Here is an 18637-nt window from a genome sequence, read left to right as displayed (position 1 = left end):
ATAATTTATTTAGTTAGCTGGTTGTTAATAGATGATTTTTGTTTGTTTAGTCCTTTATTTTATCATATCGTAAGGTTTAAGTTTATGTAAGGTGATTAGTTAAAATGACTATGCTCAACAAGTAAGCTTGCCGCTGCTAATGATTCTGCCTGTTCGGCCAGTTTAGAAAGTACAATGGTTGTTTGATCTGCTACCCTTGGGATACAAAACTCATTTATAGCTTGCTGTATTGGTGGCAAAAGCATTTTTCCTGCTTTAGCACCACGCCCACTTAGTATAATTCTTTCAGGATTCATAATATGAATTAAGGTTGCCAAGCCTTTTCCTATTTGAAATGCAGCATCTGATAATATAGAAATCGCAACGGGATCTTGGTTTACCACAGCATCCAGAAAATGATCTGCGTGGCTTTTACTTTTATCAGCAAATAATGCTTTCATACTAGTTTCAGCATCATCATTTACAGCTTTCTCTGCTTTACGTACCATTACCAAAAGGGAAGTTTCAACCTCAAGGCAACCGCGTTTACCACAAGAACATAACGCGTCAGAATTTGACAATGGAATATGGCTAAACTCCCCCGCGTAGCCGCTACTACCACGATAAAGCTGGCCATTAACAATCATACCTAAACCTGTTCCCCAACCAATGTTAACCACCAATACATCCTTTAAGTCAATAGCCTGCCCAAAATTCAATTCAGCTAATGCAATTAAACTGGAATCATTATCAAGAAAAACCGATAGGTTTAAGTTTCTGGAAAGGTAATCCTGTAAGCTAGAACCATCTTCAATATGCAGGAAAGAATAATTCATCCCCTTTTCTGCATTTACAAAGCCAGGCATTCCAATTCCTACACCTAATAAATCAGCTCTGTTTATTTTAGATTTTTCAATACATGCATTTATAAACTCAATTAATTCATCAGGACTATCTGCAGCAGACATATCCAAATTAACAAGCTGGGTTGGGAGAACTTTTTTATTTGATAAATCATAAATCGTAAGGCGGGTAATAAACTGATCCATTGCCACTGCCACGATGTATTTTTTGTAATCGGGATTTAAAAGAAACATGATCGGCCTGCGGCCACCTGTTGATGGCGCCAAACCTTGCTCAATAATCTGACCTTCTTCCACCAATCCATTTACGGTAGAAGTAATCAGTGGTAAACTCTTTTGTGTAAGCTTACTTAAATCTGTTAACGATAATACTTTCTTATAATAAAGAAGCTTAATAATATCAGCTTTTAGTCGCTGACCTTTTTCTATTATAACAGACATTTAATTTGGTTTTAAAACAAACTTAATAAAAAAATATAAAACAACATTAATCTTTTTAAAAAAATTAAAAAGATTAATTATCTATAAAAAAACGACTTACATAAAATGGAAGTCGTTTTGATTCAAATTTGTATTCTTTAGTGAATTCCTTTTAGTAATCTGCTCCACCTAATTTTGTGGAAGAAAGATGCATTGCTATCCCAACTCATCCAAATAAAGAGGGCTTTACCAACCACGTGATCCTCAGGTAAAAAACCCCAATAGCGAGAATCTATAGAATTATGACGGTTATCTCCCATCATCCAATAATAATTCATTTTAAACGTATAAGCAGTTGCCAACTTATCGTTAATGTACCAGTCCTTTCCCTTTTGTTCTACTTTGTTTCCCTCATATGTCCTAATTGCCCTATAATATAAAGGCATTGTGTTACTATCCAACTGAACGGTCCATCCTTTTGCTGGAATTTTTACAGGCCCAAAATTGTCTACATTCCATTTACGATTTTTATCAAGCGGGAAAAGATCGCCATCATCAACTGATGGAAGTTTTACATCTAAAGCAACAGATTTTATAAAATCCAACTTCTTTAACTTTTCTATCATTTCCGGAGTAGCGTTTGCTATATAAGTATCGGCACTAAGCTGCTGCATTTCGCCAACTGTAAAACCTAATTCGGTAAATACATCAAAATTAATATCGGTTGTTTTAAACTGGATTTTATAAGGCATTTGTCCGGTATTTTTTAAAGGCTCATTTTTACCGTTTACACTTACAATACCATCTTTCATACTTATCACATCACCAGAAATACCAATACATCGCTTAATGATATTTTCTCTTTTATCAACTGGCCTGCTGGTTATGGTGTATTGATTGTTAACGGTTTTCCAATCAGATTGACGTACTAAATTATAATAACTCGGTTCTTGATTTTCAAGGGCTACAGTATCTCCAACGGGTAAATTGAAAACAACTATATCATTTCTTTTAATTTCTGATAAGCCTGGTAAACGATGGTATTTCCATTGTACTCCATCCCAATAAGCTTTTGTACCGGTTAGGGGCATAGTATGATGTGCAAATGGAAAAGCAACCGGCGTCATAGGTATTCTGGCTCCATAATTTACCTTACTTACAAAAAGGAAATCGCCGATTAACAAAGATTTTTCCATTGAACCACTTGGAATGGTATAAGCCTCAATAAAAAACACCCGGATAATGGTTGCAGCAATTACAGCAAAAATAATGGCATCAAACCATTCTCTAGTTTTAGTTTTTTTCTTCTTATTTACATCGTTCTTTTTGCGCCAAAATTTCCAGTTCATAGTTTATAATTATAGTTTGAGTTAAAGATCAGTTTGTTACAACAGATTTTTAGATAAATCAAACTTCACTTTGTTACAATAAGAGATTGATCAAAATACAGCTTCTAACTAAGAGGCATCAATGTTCTTGCTCCCCGTTTAGTATTCTTGCTCCTGCGGTATATTAAAAGCCCAACACTTGGTTATTTTTTAAACAAAAAAAGCGGGAGACTTTTAAATCTTCCGCTTTTCTATTAATAGGGTATATTTTTTTCTAATGGATTCCTCTAAATAATCGGCTCCATCTAATTTTATGAAAGAATGAAGCGTCGCTATCCCAACTCATCCAAATAAATAAAGCTTTACCAACCACATGGTCTTCAGGTACAAAACCCCAATAGCGAGAATCGGCAGAGTTATGGCGATTATCACCCATCATCCAATAATAATTCATTTTAAAGGTATATGATGTAGCTGGTTTATCATTAATATACCATTCGTTACCTTTTTTCTCTACCTTATTTCCCTCGTAAGTTCTTATAGCTCTATAATATATCGGCATGCTTGTACTATCTAGCTGAACCGTCATTCCTTTAGCAGGGATTTTAACAGGGCCAAAATTATCTACATTCCACTTGCGATTTGGATCGTGTGGAAATAAGCCACCATCTTCTCCAGCAGGCTCTGCAGCCATATTAATAGATTTTACGAAATCAAATTTCCTTATTTCATCAGCCATTTCTGATGATGCATTAACCACATAAACCAAAGGACTAGAAGTTTGCTGTATGTCGGAAATTTTTAAACCAATATCATTAAACACAGAAAAGTTAACATCATTCGTTTTAAATTCAACTTTGTAAGGCATCATCCCTGTGCTTTTTAAAGGCTCAGCTTTACCATTAATGCTTACTATTCCATTCGTCATACTTACCACATCGCCACCAATACCTATACAACGTTTAATATAATTTTCGCGTTTATCAACTGGTCTGCTGGTTATGGTGTATTGACTGTTAACGGTTTTCCAGTCAGATTGTCTAACCAAATCGTAATAACTAGGGTTTTGGTTTTCCAGGGCAACGGTATCACCTTCAGGGAAGTTAAAAACAACTACATCATTTCTTTTGATATCTGATAATCCCGGTAAGCGGTGATATTTCCATTGAACACCATCCCAATAGGCTTTTGTACCGGTCAATGGCATAGTATGGTGTGCAAAAGGAAAGGCAACGGGTGTCATTGGTATTCTTGCACCATAATTTACCTTACTTACAAAAAGGAAATCGCCCACTAATAACGATCTTTCCATTGAGCCTGAAGGTATGGTATAGGCTTCAATAAAAAACACTCGAATAATAGTTGCTGCAATTACTGCAAAAACAATGGCATCTACCCATTCTCGGGTTTTAGTCTTTTTCTTTTTATTGGCATCATTTTTCTTCTGCCAGAATTTATAATTCATATATCTTAATTTTGGTTCACGATTTATTTAATCGATTACCTGTTATCTGTATTTTCGTTTAACTGATTAGTTGTTAAATTTTTTAACTGTTTCTCAACTGTTAACTGAAAACTGTTTTATTCAAATATATCAGTTATATTGAAAAAACCCTTTTTATTCTGCAACCACTCTGCAGCTACCACTGCGCCCAAAGCAAAACCTGCCCTATTGTGTGCAGTGTGTTTAATTTCAATATCATCTACCTCACTACTATAAATTACAGTATGTGTACCAGGTATATTTTCAATTCTATGAGATTCTATCAGCAACTGTTCTCCTTTTGGAAAAACTTCTACATCCGTACCTACAACTTCATTTAACCATTCTGTTTTTCTTTCCAGGTTTTCTACAATGCCTTCGGCAATTGTAATGGCTGTACCACTTGGCGAATCCAGTTTTTGTGTATGGTGTATTTCTTCTACCTGCACTTCGTAAGCTGGATAGTTATTCATCAGCTTTGCTAAAGTTTTATTCAGTTTGAAAAACAAATTAACGCCAATACTAAAGTTAGAGCCATATAACAAAGTATTGTTACCCAAATCGCATTCATTTTTAACTTCCTGCAATTTTCCGTACCAACCAGTTGTACCTACAACAACAGGTACATCGGCATCAAAACAGGTGTCGATATTTTGTAATACAGCATCCGGTGTACTAAAATCTATTGCAACATCTGCGTTTTTTAAATCCTGACGGGTTAAAGTATCTTTAGAAGATATTTTTAAAACAACTTCATGACCGCGTTCTAAAGCAAATTTCTCTATAATCTGGCCCATTTTGCCATATCCTAAAAGCGCAATTTTCATATTTTATTTAAAATGTAAGGGATAGTTTTAATGCTGGCGTGGCCGGATTAAAGCTATACATACTGTTGTTATTAATTACTGTTGGGGTAATTTTAAAAGTAAGCTTATCATCGATATTAAAGAAATGCAAACGGGCGGCTACGTAAGCATCAACCACATTTGCAAAGTAGATTAAACCGTAAGAAAACAATACAATTTGCTTATTTCTTTTATAGGTGCTTTTTGCGGTAAGAATTCCTTCATTAGAATATCTTGCTAAGGCGGGGTTGCCAACTAAATTTGTTGCACCTTGTACTCTGGCTTCTCTATACTGTGCTTCGGCTAAAAAGATTTTATAGTTGTTGCTGTTATCAATGTAAGAAAGTGTAAGTACAGTGAAACCGGTATAAATAGCTGCAATTTTACCAATGGTATAAACTTTTTGGAGTGTTTGGCTTTTTCCGGCTCTTTCGCCATACCCATCACTAAGCAACTGGATATTATAAACCTGCCCTAAACCTGGTAATAATAATGATTTTAGTACCGCTTTACGTCCTGCAATTTTACCAGGGTTTACATAACTTTCTTTAGCACTCTTTTTTCTAACGGTATCTTTACCAAGAGGCTTAATTGCCTTTGTTTTTAAATTTAAAGTATCAACAGGTTTTTGCACACTATCTTTTACCTGTGCGTTTGCCACGTTTATAAGAAAAAAAGTAAACAAAGAAATGAGTATAATCAGCCTACCTTTTTGCATTACCAATCTAATAATTCTAAGATTCTGTTTAGATCGTCATCGCTCATAAAAGGGATTTCTATGGCTCCTTTTCCGTTTTGACCAACTTTTAATTTTACTCGGGTTGCAAATTTAGAAGCTAAATCATCCTGTAGCTTTTTGTACTGGAAAGAAACAACCTTTTCTTTAGGTTTTTCGCTTTCCTTTAATGGAAGATGTTGCAGGTTACGCACCAGTTCTTCTACCTTACGTACCGATAGTCCTTTTTCCAGTATTTCCTGATGGATAAATAATTGTTTATCTACACCATCCACATTTATCAATGCACGGGCATGGCCCATTGATATTTTTTGATCGCGGATAGAAGCTTGAATCGCTGGCGGAAGTTTAAGTAAGCGCAAATAATTGGTTACCGTGGTACGGTTTTTACCAACACGTTCGCCCAATTGTTCTTGCTTTAAGCCAACTTCATCAATCATTCTTTGAAAACTCAATGCAACTTCAATTGCGTTTAGGTTTTCTCGCTGAATGTTTTCTATCAATGCCATTTCCAGCATTTGCTGATCGTTGGCACTACGGATATAAGCAGGAATTTGAGTTAAACCGGCAAGTTTTGAAGCCCTAAACCTACGCTCACCAGAAATAAGCTGATACTTATTTGCTGAAAGTTTTCTAACGGTAATAGGCTGTATTAAACCTTGTACTTTAATGGAATCGGCAAGCTCATTTAAAGCAACCTGATCAAATTCTGTACGTGGCTGGTATGGATTGGTTTCAACTTCTGTTAAATTTACATGACTGATGGTACCAATCTGTTCGGTTTCGCTTACAGGGTTTACACTCTGTTTTGGCGGATGAGAAGATTCGCTATCATCTAAAAGCGCACTTAACCCTCTTCCTAAACCTGTTTTTCGCTGAAAAGATGTCATCTATAATTTATAAAGTTGCTGTACCTATGTTTTCTTCTTCTTTTAACAAGCCGTTTTTCTTTACAATTTCACGGGCAAGGTTTAAGTAATTTATGGCACCCTTACAATTTGCATCGTGCATAATTACAGAAACACCATAACTTGGTGCTTCACTTAAACGGGTATTACGTTGAATAATGGTTTCAAAAACCAGTTCGTGGAAATGCGTTTTAACTTCTTCAACTACTTGGTTTGATAAGCGTAAACGTACATCGTACATGGTTAAAAGAATACCTTCAATCTCTAACGCTGGGTTTAAACGGTTTTGTACAATTTTAATTGTATTTAACAATTTGCCCAATCCTTCTAAAGCGAAATATTCGCACTGAACCGGAATAATTACAGAATCTGCAGCGGTTAAGGCATTAATGGTAATTAAACCCAATGATGGAGAGCAATCGATGATAATAAAATCGTATTGATCTTTAATTTTCTCCAAAACCGCTTTCATTTTATACTCACGATTATTCAGGTTGATCATCTCAATTTCCGCACCCACTAAATCAATATGTGCAGGGAGTAAATCTAAATTCGGAGTATCTGTTTTCTGAATCGCTTGTGCAGGATCAATATCGTTGATGATGCACTCGTAAATGCTATCTTTTATATTCCGGGGATCAAATCCAATACCTGAAGTTGAATTTGCCTGAGGATCAGCATCTACCAGTAAAGTTTTATACTCTAATACGGCTAAACTCGCAGCCAGGTTAATAGATGAAGTTGTTTTACCAACGCCACCTTTTTGATTTGCTAATGCAATAATTTTGCTCATTTATCTATCCGAAATTTACTTAACGTTTATTTGGGCTGTATTATTTAATGCGATTTAATCAGCAAAAAGTTCTATTTTTGTGCTGTTTACGCCCTTTTTCACAATCAGCTAAGATACAAACTATATGGCAATTTTAGCAATAAGGCTGCCTGCGTTTTAAACATCTTATTAACAATTATACATGATTACAATTATTGCCGCCACAAACCGATCTAATAGCAATACGCTTAAAGTTGCTAAATATTATCAGAACCAGCTTAAAATTAAGGGTGTAGAGGCTGGCATTTTTAGCTTAGAGCATCTGCCTATTGATGTTTTGAATACGGATATGTACGGTAAAAGATCGGAAGCGTTTCAGAAAATACAAGACTTAATTACCGCAACTGAAAAGTTTATTTTTATAATGCCTGAATATAATGGGAGTTATCCTGGGGCGTTAAAAGTACTGATTGATGCAAGTAATTTCCCTGATAGTTTTTACGATAAAAAGGCGGCTTTAGTAGGCATTTCTTCTGGCAAATACGGCAACATTCGTGGTGTAGATCATTTTACAGGCGTTTGCCATTACATCCACCTAAATATTTTACCGCTACGCTTACACATCCCAAATATTAAAATGGAATTAGATATGGATGGCAATTTGATTAAAGAAGATACCATAAAATTTACCAACGAGCAGATTGATAAGTTTATAAAGTTTTAAGGTAAAAGCTTAAAGTCCAAAGTAGAAAGCTTAAAGAAAAGGGACAGGTAAAAAAGTTCGGGATCGTAGTTAACTACTCGCCGCTATTGTTTTTATTATTCTTGCTAGGCATTAGAATTTGGAAATGAACGCTTCGGTGTATATGGCAATTGTAGCCCCGCTTTTACGCTGTATCCCCGATGAAAAATCGGGAGATGCCGCTTCAATCATGTTTAAACACAAAGTTTGTGCACTTAATGTCCCCACTTCTTGCTGCTCTTATTAAATAAACCAGCGCGACAGCGGTATCCCGATTTTTTCTATCGGGATTTAGCAAAGGGCGGGACTGCATTACCCAAAGGCTACTGACAATAATTTCCAAAAAAACAATTCGCTTCTAACCTTAATTAGCAAAATATCGCCTCCCCAGAAAATTGACCTGACCCAAAAAAAACGTTTCATTAGATATTATATAAGCCATGAAGAGAGTTAAAGTGATTTGAAAAGCAAAACCTGTCTTTTATTTTAAAGCTTTTCCTGCTGTTTGCTTCAATCTTTTTAACAAACCTAATCTTTACTAAAATTTAGAGTTTCTGCAAGTTAAAAAGGATTTTTGCGACCATCAGGTTTAGAAAACCTCAGATACTGTAAAAACAATAAAGCTTGTTATTCTACTTTTCTAAGGCATAAACCGCGAATGAAGCCAACCAATGATCGCCACCATAATTACCAGCAAAAACAAGCGGTAAAGCATTTGCCAAAAATCCATTGGCTGTAGCTTCAAAATGCTTTTTCCATTTATGGTTTTTTGGCAGTTCCTTTGCAATTCCCTTCATGCACCATGCCCTGGTAAATGATAAACCAACTAAATGTACGCCTTGATAATCGTTAATATCACTAATTACAGGCATTTCACTAATTCGCTTAATGCTTTTTTCTTCATAAAATTTGTTCAACCAATTTACAAATTGAGCATTTGGCAGTACTCTTCTCATTAAATCAGCAATTTCCAAACTAGGTGAAAAGAAATCAGAACCATCTGGCTCCAGATATGCCGGTGTAGCAGTATTATCCAAATAAAAGGCTTTCGCTTTATCATCAATTAACTTTTCAAAATCTTTATCTTTAAAAATACGTGCCCAATCTAAAGCGAAAACCAACCCAAAAGCGGTATTTGGATGCACGCCTGTTCTGTTAGGATAAGTTTGTTTTGGCAAATATGCATTCCAAAGTTTTAAAATCTGCTGCGTTAAAGGTTGCAAAGCAGTATACCATTTTTTAGCATCAGGGTTATCCCAGGTGTATAATTCCTGATCCAGTTTTAACAGCCATGCCCAGCCGTAAGTGCGCTCGTAAGTATTTGCCACTTGATACTTGCTGAAATATTCAGCCTCAGCAAGCATTTTTTCTGGCGTAAAGGTTTTATTTAACTGCGCAATAATTTCCTGTTTATTTTTTAAATCTGGAACCGTTTTCAACAAGCGCAGTAACATCCAATGTCCATGCACAGAACTGTGCCAATCTAAACAACCGTAAAAAGCAGGATGTAATTCACTCGGCAATAAACGACCATCAACGGCGGTATTGGCCACATGAGATGTTTTATTTGGGAACTCTTGACTAATGCAACCTAACGGCATTTTCGAAAGCTTCTCAGCAACCTCCGGTGTTAAAGTCGGAATAACTTGTGCCTTTATGGAGTAAGATAATGTTGCAAGCAAAAATAAAGCGACAAGTTTTTTCATATGCGTTAAAATTTTTTGAATGAGTGAATTATAAAATTTAGAATGAGTGAATTATAAAATTTAGAATGAATGATTGATTGATTTTTGAATGCAGAAAACTAACATTTTCTTATTAAAATAATTTTGAATGTAGTTGCAAGTTAACATTCTCTAATTCATTCATTCAAAATTCATTCATTCAAAATTCATTCATTCAAAATTCATTCATTCAAAATTCAATCATTCAATCTTCACTCATTCAATCTTCACTCATTTTCTAATCAATTCCTTTCCTATGCTCCAAATCTAATCCATTTATCGCCTTCATGGCCAAAAATGAATGATCCTGGATGCAACATTTCGGCAAAATCTTCTATTAATGAAACTGCATTTTCTGCCGAGCGTTCACGATTTACATCGTCGTTTAATAAAACAATTCTATTATTTTGTACTGCTTGCCAATCTGCACTAAGCATACCGGGTACTTCTCTCATTAAATCGGTTAGGGTTTTACCTGGCTGATAATAAACAACGTATACGGCACTCATCACATCAGTTTCTATCATCCCTCCGGCTTGTGTTATTTCTTCAGCCAAAAAATAATTTGGGTTATTGCTTAAATCCAAACATGCAACCGGAATTTTATCCATAAACTTAATCTTATGCTCTACAATATCCAAACGTTCCTGTAGTTCTTCCTGTTTAGCGGCATCAAGCCCAATAAATAAATCGTTTAAAAAAGACATCTGCATTAAATTTATTAATTTGTGCAAAAATAACATTCCTTTATTCATGCGAGGCTCATTTAAGTATATATTTTGGTTTTTATGCACTACAATTTTCATTTCTTGTCGGGAAGAATCTACAGATCAAAATAAAAAAGTCTTTAATATTAACCTCGATCAGGGCTTAACATCGCTTGATCCAGCATTTGCGAGAAACCAAAATGCCATTTGGATGACTAACCAGCTATTTAATGGACTGGTACAAATAGATTCTACTTTAAAAACAATCCCTTGCATAGCCAAAACCTGGCAAATTTCTGCTGATGCACTTACTTATACCTTCAATTTGCGTAACGATGTTTACTTTCACGATGATCCAATTTTTAAAAATGGGAAAGGGCGAAAAGTTGTTGCAACAGATTTTGCTTATAGTTTTTATAGACTAATTGATCCTAAAGTGGCATCATCTGGCGGATGGATTTTTAGCGATAAAGTTAAGAATCAAAATAATTTTGTGGCGCTTAATGATTCTACGTTTCAAATTAAGCTTATTAGACCTTTTCCTCCTTTAATGAGTTTGCTAACTTCTCAATATTGTTCTGTTGTGCCTAAAGAAGTGGTAGAGCATTATGGAAAAGATTTTAGAAGCCATCCTGTGGGCACTGGTCCGTTTAGCTTTAAATACTGGAAAGAGGGCGAAATTTTGGTGCTTTTAAAAAACAATCACTATTGGGAAAAAGACAGCAATGGGGCGCAATTACCATATATAGATGCTTTAAAGGCTAGTTTTATTACGGATAAACAGAGTGGTTTTATGAGTTTCTTGAAAAAGGACCTCGATTTTTATTACAGTGTAGATGGAAGTTACCGAGATGATATTTTAACCAAAAGCGGAAGAATGACTAGTAAATATAAAGGCAAGTTTCAACTTAAAAAGGGCCCGTATTTATGTACAGAATATGTAGGAATTTTAGTAGATAGCTCTTTAGCTATTGTAAAAAACTCTCCGCTAAAGGTTAAAAAAGTTAGACAGGCAATTAATTATGCCATAGATCGTGATAAATTAATTAAATACCTACGCAACGGAATTGGAATACCAGCTACCTCGGGTTTTATACCAAAAGGAATGCCTGGTTTTGATAGCTCGGCCGTTCATGGCTATCCTTATAATCCAAAACTTGCTGCAAAATTATTAACAGAAGCAGGTTTTCCGGAGGGCAAAGGACTAAAAGAAATTACATTAAATACCACTACAACTTATAAAGACTTGATTGAATTTATACAGGGCGAATTAAGTGCAATTGGAATTAAAACAAAGATAGATGTTAGTCCAAGTGCGAGCCTTAGAGAGTTGATGGCTAAAAATAATGTGAACTTTTTTCGTGGTTCGTGGATTGCGGATTATGCGGATGGCGAGAATTATTTATCAATGTTTTACTCCAAAAACAAAGTGCCTTATGGGCCAAATTATACAGCATTTTACAACAAGGCTTTTGATAAATTATTTGAAGAAAGTTATTATGAGCCTGATAATGAAAAGCGCTTTAAGCTTTACCGCCAAATGGACCAAATGGTGATGGATTATTCTCCCGTTGTACCTATCTTCTACGATCAATCGGTAGTAATGCTCCAAAATAATATTAGCGGCTATCCAATGAATCCGTTAAGCTTGATGATTTTAAAACGGGTTAAGAAAAAATAAATATTACAAGTACTTTTTTCTTTCTTTTAAGCTATTTGGGCAAGCTTTTTTGGTAAAAAAAGAGGAGCACTTTTTTGTACTCCTCTTTTGTATTTATTTAAAAATCACTGTGAACAACCCTGTCCTGCCAGTGTTTGATAGCCAGATGCTATGCACTGTGCATATTGGGTTATAGAGTCAGCTGTTTCACCACTTGGAGGAGCCGGGTATTGGGCTCTGCAATCAGGCACTACCGATAAATATTTATCAGCACAATCATTACCAGTACTTGGTCCACCGCCATCACCGGGATTTACCAATCCGCCCATAATAGTCTTTAACTGAGCTCTTGTAAGTACTTCAACATTAGCAAGAGCTGTTGGATTTGATTTTAATTTTTTCATATATAAGTTTTTTAAACGAATTTAATAAATAGAATTTAAAATACAAACCCATAGTTATTACTCTACTGTACGCCTCCCATACCTCCGCCTTGTTGCTGCTGATCTTGCTTAACATCGTCGTTTTTAATTTTCTTTTTCTCTGTAAATTTAAGTTTACCGAAAGAATAACTAAAGTTAACACCAAACGAACGCAGTGGATAATAAATATTTGCAGTCTTATAAATAGTACCAGCGTCGCTCTGAGCGTTATTAACGGTTTTAATATGTAAGTCTTTAGTGAAAGGGTTCAATGTATTTATTCCTATACTACCTTTTTTATTAAACAAATCTTTTTTGATAGATGCACCATAGATGTAAAATGGATCGGTAACACCTTGATAAGTACGTTTTTTTGAAGTAATTACATTAAAAAGCTCAAAATTATATCCTTTACCAAAGCCATAAGCCGAACGTACAAACCAGTTAAAATTAAAATATGTTCCTGTATTAATATTTGTTATAGTATTTGTAACAGAATACGTGTCGCCTGTGAAATTTGTCATCAAAGTCCATTTTGGCTTAGGATTGTACGATGCAAAAATATTAAATCCATAAGTTTCGGCTACACCCACATTAATATAACTGGTTAATGTTTTTGTTGCATTATCTTCAGTTAATGGGGAGATAGAACTTTCTATTACTCCATTAGTGCGACGGTAATAAACAGATGCATTAATAATTGATCCTTTAATAAAGGTTGAATAACCTAATTCCATATTTTGGCTCAATTCAGGATCCAGGAATGGATTGCCTTGCATAATGTTAAACTGGTCGCTTTCATTTCTAAAAGGGTTTAAATAGTTTAATGATGGTCTTTGTACCCTTCTGTTGTAGCTTAACTTTAAAGTTTGATTACCCTTAAAAGTTTGAGAGATAACTGCACTTGGAAACAGGTTAAAATAATTATTTTTAGCCGGACCGCCAGCAAAGCTAATATCCGTATATTCTGCTCTCAAGCCACCTTTAAACTTTATCTTTTTTGTTAAATCAAAACTGATTACACCATATGCTGCAGCAATATCCTGTGTATAATCAAAGTCTTTTTCTGATAAATTGGAATATTGACTTTTTATATTACGGAAAATTCCTTTTGCACCAACCTCTAATATAGTCGCCTTAGTAAATGGATAGGTATAATCTGCTTGTGCAGTATATTCATTGTTTTTACCTGTGTTTTCACTTCCAGTTGCCTGTCCGTTTGGGTATTGTGCAGAGGTAAGAAAGTTTGTAAAGTTGTTTGGTGTTCTACCTGTTGACAATTGACCAGAAAGCGTAAATTCTTCACCCTCTTTTTTAGTTGTCTTCTTATAATCAACATTCCAATCCATGTTATTCATTGTCATGTTAGCCCTACCAACATTATTAGCAACAAGATCATTAATATTGTAAACTGATTCACTTGGCCCACCATTTGAAAAACGGCTGAATTTTACATTTGAACTTATATTATTATACGCATTAAAATCATAATCCAAACCAAAGCTACCATTTACTGCGTTTCTATTCCACTTTGAATTACCCGTTTGCAAGATATTTATAACGCTTCCATCTGGTTTTATAGTGTTAGTAACATATTCAGTTCTTGTATTTTGAGGATAAGCATAAAAGCCCCCTAACGCCGTATTTAAGCTCAATCTACCCGTTTTTGCAGTTAAATTGAATGAACCATTGTTTTGTCGGCTTCCTGCTGAAGCATTTACACTTCCACTAACACCCTGTGCATTAGATTTTTTGGTAATGATATTAATGATACCACCCGATCCTTCAGCATCATATTTTGCAGAAGGACTGGTAATTACCTCAACACTTTTAATCTGCTCTGCAGGAATCATTTTTAAGGCATCGGCAACGCTGCTTGCCATTGTACCAGACGGTTTTCCGTTAATTAAAACCCTAACCGCAGCACCACGTAATTGTACATCACCGTTTGCATCAACAGATAACATTGGCACTTTACGCATTACATCCGTAGCATCGCCACCCGCATTTGTTCCATCAGCTTCGGCATTGTAAACCATTCTATCAACTTTATTTTCAATAATGGCTTTTGTTCCTTGAATTTGAACATCGGCTAAATTATTTTCGGTTGATGAAATATAAATTGTACCCAAATTATTATCGGGTTTTGATGGTGTGGTTGTTACTGTAATAGATTTTGTTTTGTAACCCATAAAGCCTATCAGTAATTTATAGGTATCTGGAGCAATATTTTGCAAGGTAATTTTACCCTTTGGATCGGTTACACCACCGTTAACAGATTTGTTGTTACTGGTTTTAACCAATGATATTGTAGCATAATCAATAGGTGTTTTTGATAATGAATCTAAAATTACCGCAGTAATACGTCCGGTAACAGCAGATTTTTGGGCACCTCCACCAAAGCCTCCCATGCCAGGCATTTGAGCTTTGGCATTAATCAGTATCCCTAAAGTGAAAATTAAAAGTAAAAGTCGTTTCATGTTTGTTAGTTAATCTTTTGTAATTAGTCGACGCAAATTGCATTTTGTTACAATACAACAAAATACTTTTTACGTGATACAAATAAATTAATCGGCAAACTGATGAATTTAGTCGGTAAACAACTATGCAATAATTAGGAAGCGCTTAATTATAATAGAATTATTTTACCGGCTGATATTATTTGGTCTTGAGTAAACCATCTGCATTACATTTATATTTCGCATGGCAAAAGCCGCTTCACAGTAATTTAAATAGTAATTCCATTTACGGATAAAAGTTTCGTCAAAGCCCAATGCCTTAACTTTATCTAAGTTTTTATTAAACTCTATAAACCAAAGGTGAAGTGTTTTAGCGTAATCAAGACCTAAGTCTTTTAAATCAACCAATGTCATATCTCCAGTTTCATTTATAGCATTATTTATGGCGGCAACAGAAGGTAATAAGGATCCGGGGAAAATATGTTTTTGAATCCAATCTACACCATTGCGCAGTTTATCGTAACGGCTATCGGGTGATGTGATGACCTGAAAGGCTAAAATCCCATCAGGTTTTAATAAATACTGGCATTTTTCAAAATAGGATTCTAAATATTGATGACCAACGGCCTCTAGCATTTCTATAGATACAATTTTATCAAATGTGCCTTCAATTTTACGGTAATCCTGAATAATAATTTCCACTTTATCCTCCAGATTTTCTGCTGCAACCCTTTCGATTGCTAATTTTTGCTGCTCTTTTGAAATGGTTACCGAAGTTACTTTGCAGCCATAGTTTTTAGCTAAATAAATTGCGTTTCCACCCCAGCCACTTCCAATTTCCAAAACATGATCGGTTGATTTTATTTTAAGCTGTTTCGCTAATCGTTCATATTTAGCATATTGAGATTCTTCTAAACTTAAATCTTCCTGATAAAAATAACCACTCGAATAGGTCATTGTTTTATCTAAAAAAGTTGCGAAAAAATCATTATTTAAATCATAGTGCTCAGAGATATTTTTTTGAGAACCAGCTAGTGTATTCGCCCGGCGTACATGATAAAGCTTATTTACCCATTTAAAAAGATTTAATGCCAAAGATTTAACCTTGCTTCCACTAACGGATGGCGCATTTTCGATATTCAAAATTACCCACTTTATAACGTTTGTAATATTGTTTGTATCCCAAAGGCCACTGGTATAGCCCTCCCCAAACCCAATATCCCCATAAAGTGCTATTGATTTAAAAAAATCTGGGTGGTTAACCTGGATATTTGCATTAATTTTATTTTCGCCATTACCAAAAATTAAGGTTTCGCCGCTGGGCAAAGTCATTTCTAGTTTCCCTAAAGTCATTTTAGAAAGCGCATTAAGTACTATTCTTTCGAAAAATCCTGTTGATGTTTTAGTGGCGGCAATGGAATTCATGATCTTTTTTTGAACGTTTAATTATGGTTTATATGGCTTATATACGTTACGTTGCAGCTCAGGGTTTTCGGCTTTTGGATGAAAAGGTGTTTTTTTTAACCACAACCTAAAGGCTTGCCAGTGTATCATCCACATTACCTGTAATGGAATTAAAGGGATAGAAAAGAAATATTTAAGCAAACTGCCATTGGTAAGCACTTTTCTTTCACCTTTTAAAGTGGTTATAAAGAAACGATTACCTTTTTTATCCAAATCATCAATTTTAATATCCAGCTGCGCCCCAGGAACCTTTAATTTGAAATCAAAAGCATTATCATGATCTATAAACGGAGAAACATAAAAATATTTTGTAGTTATTTTTTTAAAAGTATCGCCTTCTAATTCGTCCTTACCGAAGAAAAAAAGTTTCATTTCTCTATAAGTATTACTGATTTCTGCTATGCAGCAAACTGGTTTTTCATCTTCATCGAAACAGTAATAAAAGGAAACGGGATTAAAATTATAACCCAGTACATTAAGATTTGTTAATAATTTAATTTTAAACTTTGAGCCATCAACACCATTCTCCTTTAAATAACTTTCTAAATGTCCGCGGGTATTTTTAGTTCTATCTGGGTTTTCTTTCGGAAGCTGAAGGTGTTCTTTATCTCTAAATGAAAATAAATTAAAATGATTTCTGCTAAACCAACGCAACCTTTTACTCAAAGCATCAATTTCATCCAAATCAATATAAAACATATACACATTGTACCAAAAGGAGTGTTTTTTGGGTGCAAGGCGATTGTGCATCACTTTAGCAGTGTATATGCTTGAGGTAATATGGGATGTGGGCGATGTCATTTAGCTACTACAATTTACAAATCATTTTTGTTATTCTGAACTAGGTGTTTATTTCACAGCATAAACTGATTAAATATTAAATCCCTGCACACAAATCAACTGCACTTTTATAGGCATCTTCATGAAAGCCATATTTAAAATAACTGCCGCAATAATAAATAGGTCCGGTTTCGTTTAGCTTATGCAATTGCGCTTGTGCTTGCATTGCAGGCACATCAAATAATGGGTGATGATAATCGATTTCTTTAATCACTTTATCAACATTTAAAGTGGCTGTAGGATTTATAGAAACGAAATAATTTTGTTTTTTCGAAACTCCTTGCAAATTATTCATCCAGTAAATGGTGCTCGGCAACAAGTTATCACCTTGCTTTTCTACACGGTAATTCCAACTGCTCCACGCTAATTTAGCGATTGGCATTTGCGCTTCATCCGTATGTACAACTGCTTTATTCAATTGATATTTAAATTTCGAAAGCAATTCGGTTTCAAGTGGCGTTTTATCTTTTACAATTTCAAAGGTTTGATCGGCATGGCTGGCCATAATTACCTTATCAAACTCAAACTTCTCTCCTTTCGATGATTCTACTTCTACCTTACCATTTGCCAAGCGTTTAACAGCAACAATTTTGGTGTTGGTTTTAATCTTATTGCGAAAAGGTGCTATTAGTTTTTCGCGGTAGGCCTGACTTCCATTTTGCAGTGTATACCATTGGTGCTGGGTATCTAATCCTAAAAAACCATGATTTTTAAAGAAACGGATTAAAGTAACCGCCGGAAAATCCAATATCTGATCCATTGGGGCACTCCAAACCGCAGCACTCATCGGGATTAAATATTGCCACAACATATCATCGCTGTACCCAAATTCCTTAAAAAACTGTCCGATAGAATGGTTTTGATATTCTGGCTTATCCAAAATTTCTATACTTTGTTTATTGAAACGATTAATTTGCATCAACATTTTTAAATAAGAAATATTGAACAAATTTTTCCGTTGAGCGAATAAATGATTTAGGCTGGAGCCGCTATATTCTAAGTTTTTCGGCAAAAACTGCACACTAAAAGACATATCAGTTTTAATAACTGGTGCATCTATTTCTTTAAATAATTTGCAAAGATTAGGATAGGTTTGATAGTTAAAAACCATAAAACCGCTATCAAGATAAATAGATTTTCCATCCTCCTGGAGTATAATAGTATTGGTATGCCCACCAATATAATCCAGTTCTTCAAAAACCGTAATATCATATTTATGTTGTAGCAAATGGGCGCTTCCCATTCCTGCTATCCCTGAACCAATAATGGCGAGTTTCTGCATTTT

At 34.9% G+C, this 18637-nt stretch carries 16 protein-coding genes; 2 read left to right on the top strand and 14 right to left on the bottom strand.

All coding sequences use genetic code 11. From position 1 onward, the window contains the following. Positions 1-95: 95 nt before the first annotated feature. From EHC72_RS01045 to EHC72_RS01015, 7 genes are all read right to left on the bottom strand, one after another. Positions 96-1283 (bottom strand): ROK family protein, encoded by a 1188-nt coding sequence (locus tag EHC72_RS01045; RefSeq protein WP_131535621.1) that lies wholly within the window; start codon positions 1281-1283, stop codon positions 96-98. 137 nt (positions 1284-1420) lie between these two features. Next, on the bottom strand, positions 1421-2611 hold the full coding sequence (lepB, locus tag EHC72_RS01040; protein ID WP_131535620.1) for a signal peptidase I: 1191 nt from the start codon (positions 2609-2611) through the stop codon (positions 1421-1423). A gap of 253 nt (positions 2612-2864) precedes the next feature. Then, positions 2865-4055, bottom strand: coding sequence for a signal peptidase I (lepB, locus tag EHC72_RS01035; RefSeq protein WP_131535619.1), 1191 nt, complete (start codon positions 4053-4055; stop codon positions 2865-2867). A gap of 116 nt (positions 4056-4171) precedes the next feature. After that, positions 4172-4900, bottom strand: a complete 729-nt coding sequence (dapB, locus tag EHC72_RS01030) for a 4-hydroxy-tetrahydrodipicolinate reductase (protein WP_131535618.1) — start codon at positions 4898-4900, stop codon at positions 4172-4174. A 7-nt stretch (positions 4901-4907) separates the two neighbouring features. Further along, positions 4908-5579, bottom strand: a complete 672-nt coding sequence (locus tag EHC72_RS01025; protein WP_131535617.1) for a DUF5683 domain-containing protein — start codon at positions 5577-5579, stop codon at positions 4908-4910. Between the two features lie 56 nt (positions 5580-5635). Continuing rightward, positions 5636-6544, bottom strand: a complete 909-nt coding sequence (locus EHC72_RS01020; RefSeq protein WP_131535616.1) for a ParB/RepB/Spo0J family partition protein — start codon at positions 6542-6544, stop codon at positions 5636-5638. 7 nt (positions 6545-6551) lie between these two features. Next, positions 6552-7355, bottom strand: a complete 804-nt coding sequence (locus EHC72_RS01015) for a ParA family protein (RefSeq protein WP_131535615.1) — start codon at positions 7353-7355, stop codon at positions 6552-6554. Positions 7356-7536: 181 nt separating this feature from the next. Between EHC72_RS01015 and EHC72_RS01010 the strand changes: the two genes are divergently transcribed. After that, positions 7537-8058, top strand: coding sequence for an NADPH-dependent FMN reductase (locus EHC72_RS01010; RefSeq protein ID WP_131535614.1), 522 nt, complete (start codon positions 7537-7539; stop codon positions 8056-8058). 650 nt (positions 8059-8708) lie between these two features. Here the strand turns inward: EHC72_RS01010 and EHC72_RS01005 are convergent. Together EHC72_RS01005 and EHC72_RS01000 are read right to left on the bottom strand one after the other, a co-directional pair. Further along, positions 8709-9782 carry a DUF2891 domain-containing protein gene (locus EHC72_RS01005; RefSeq protein ID WP_131535613.1) on the bottom strand — a complete coding sequence of 358 codons (1074 nt, stop codon included), beginning with the start codon at positions 9780-9782 and terminating at the stop codon, positions 8709-8711. A 272-nt stretch (positions 9783-10054) separates the two neighbouring features. Next, positions 10055-10507 carry a substrate-binding domain-containing protein gene (locus EHC72_RS01000; RefSeq protein ID WP_131535612.1) on the bottom strand — a complete coding sequence of 151 codons (453 nt, stop codon included), beginning with the start codon at positions 10505-10507 and terminating at the stop codon, positions 10055-10057. 46 nt (positions 10508-10553) lie between these two features. Here EHC72_RS01000 and EHC72_RS00995 point away from each other — a divergent pair, with 46 nt between their 5' ends. After that, complete coding sequence (locus EHC72_RS00995) at positions 10554-12188, top strand: ABC transporter substrate-binding protein (protein ID WP_131535611.1); 1635 nt, start codon at positions 10554-10556, stop codon at positions 12186-12188. Between the two features lie 104 nt (positions 12189-12292). Here EHC72_RS00995 and EHC72_RS00990 read toward each other — a convergent pair whose 3' ends face one another. The 5 genes from EHC72_RS00990 to EHC72_RS00970 form a co-directional block, all read right to left on the bottom strand. Further along, the gene (locus tag EHC72_RS00990; RefSeq protein WP_131535610.1) at positions 12293-12571 is read right to left on the bottom strand and encodes a hypothetical protein; all 279 of its coding nucleotides are present in this window, start codon (positions 12569-12571) and stop codon (positions 12293-12295) included. A gap of 62 nt (positions 12572-12633) precedes the next feature. After that, on the bottom strand, positions 12634-15069 hold the full coding sequence (locus EHC72_RS00985) for a TonB-dependent receptor domain-containing protein (protein ID WP_131535609.1): 2436 nt from the start codon (positions 15067-15069) through the stop codon (positions 12634-12636). 165 nt (positions 15070-15234) lie between these two features. Continuing rightward, on the bottom strand, positions 15235-16473 hold the full coding sequence (locus EHC72_RS00980) for an SAM-dependent methyltransferase (protein WP_170311702.1): 1239 nt from the start codon (positions 16471-16473) through the stop codon (positions 15235-15237). Between the two features lie 21 nt (positions 16474-16494). Continuing rightward, complete coding sequence (locus EHC72_RS00975; RefSeq protein ID WP_131535608.1) at positions 16495-17313, bottom strand: DUF1365 domain-containing protein; 819 nt, start codon at positions 17311-17313, stop codon at positions 16495-16497. A gap of 76 nt (positions 17314-17389) precedes the next feature. Then, complete coding sequence (locus EHC72_RS00970) at positions 17390-18634, bottom strand: NAD(P)/FAD-dependent oxidoreductase (RefSeq protein WP_131535607.1); 1245 nt, start codon at positions 18632-18634, stop codon at positions 17390-17392. Between the last annotated feature and the right edge of the window lie 3 nt (positions 18635-18637).

The organism is Pedobacter nototheniae (assembly GCF_004335085.1).
Lineage (GTDB): Bacteria > Bacteroidota > Bacteroidia > Sphingobacteriales > Sphingobacteriaceae > Pedobacter > Pedobacter nototheniae.
This window is presented reverse-complemented; position numbering and strand designations above follow the sequence as displayed.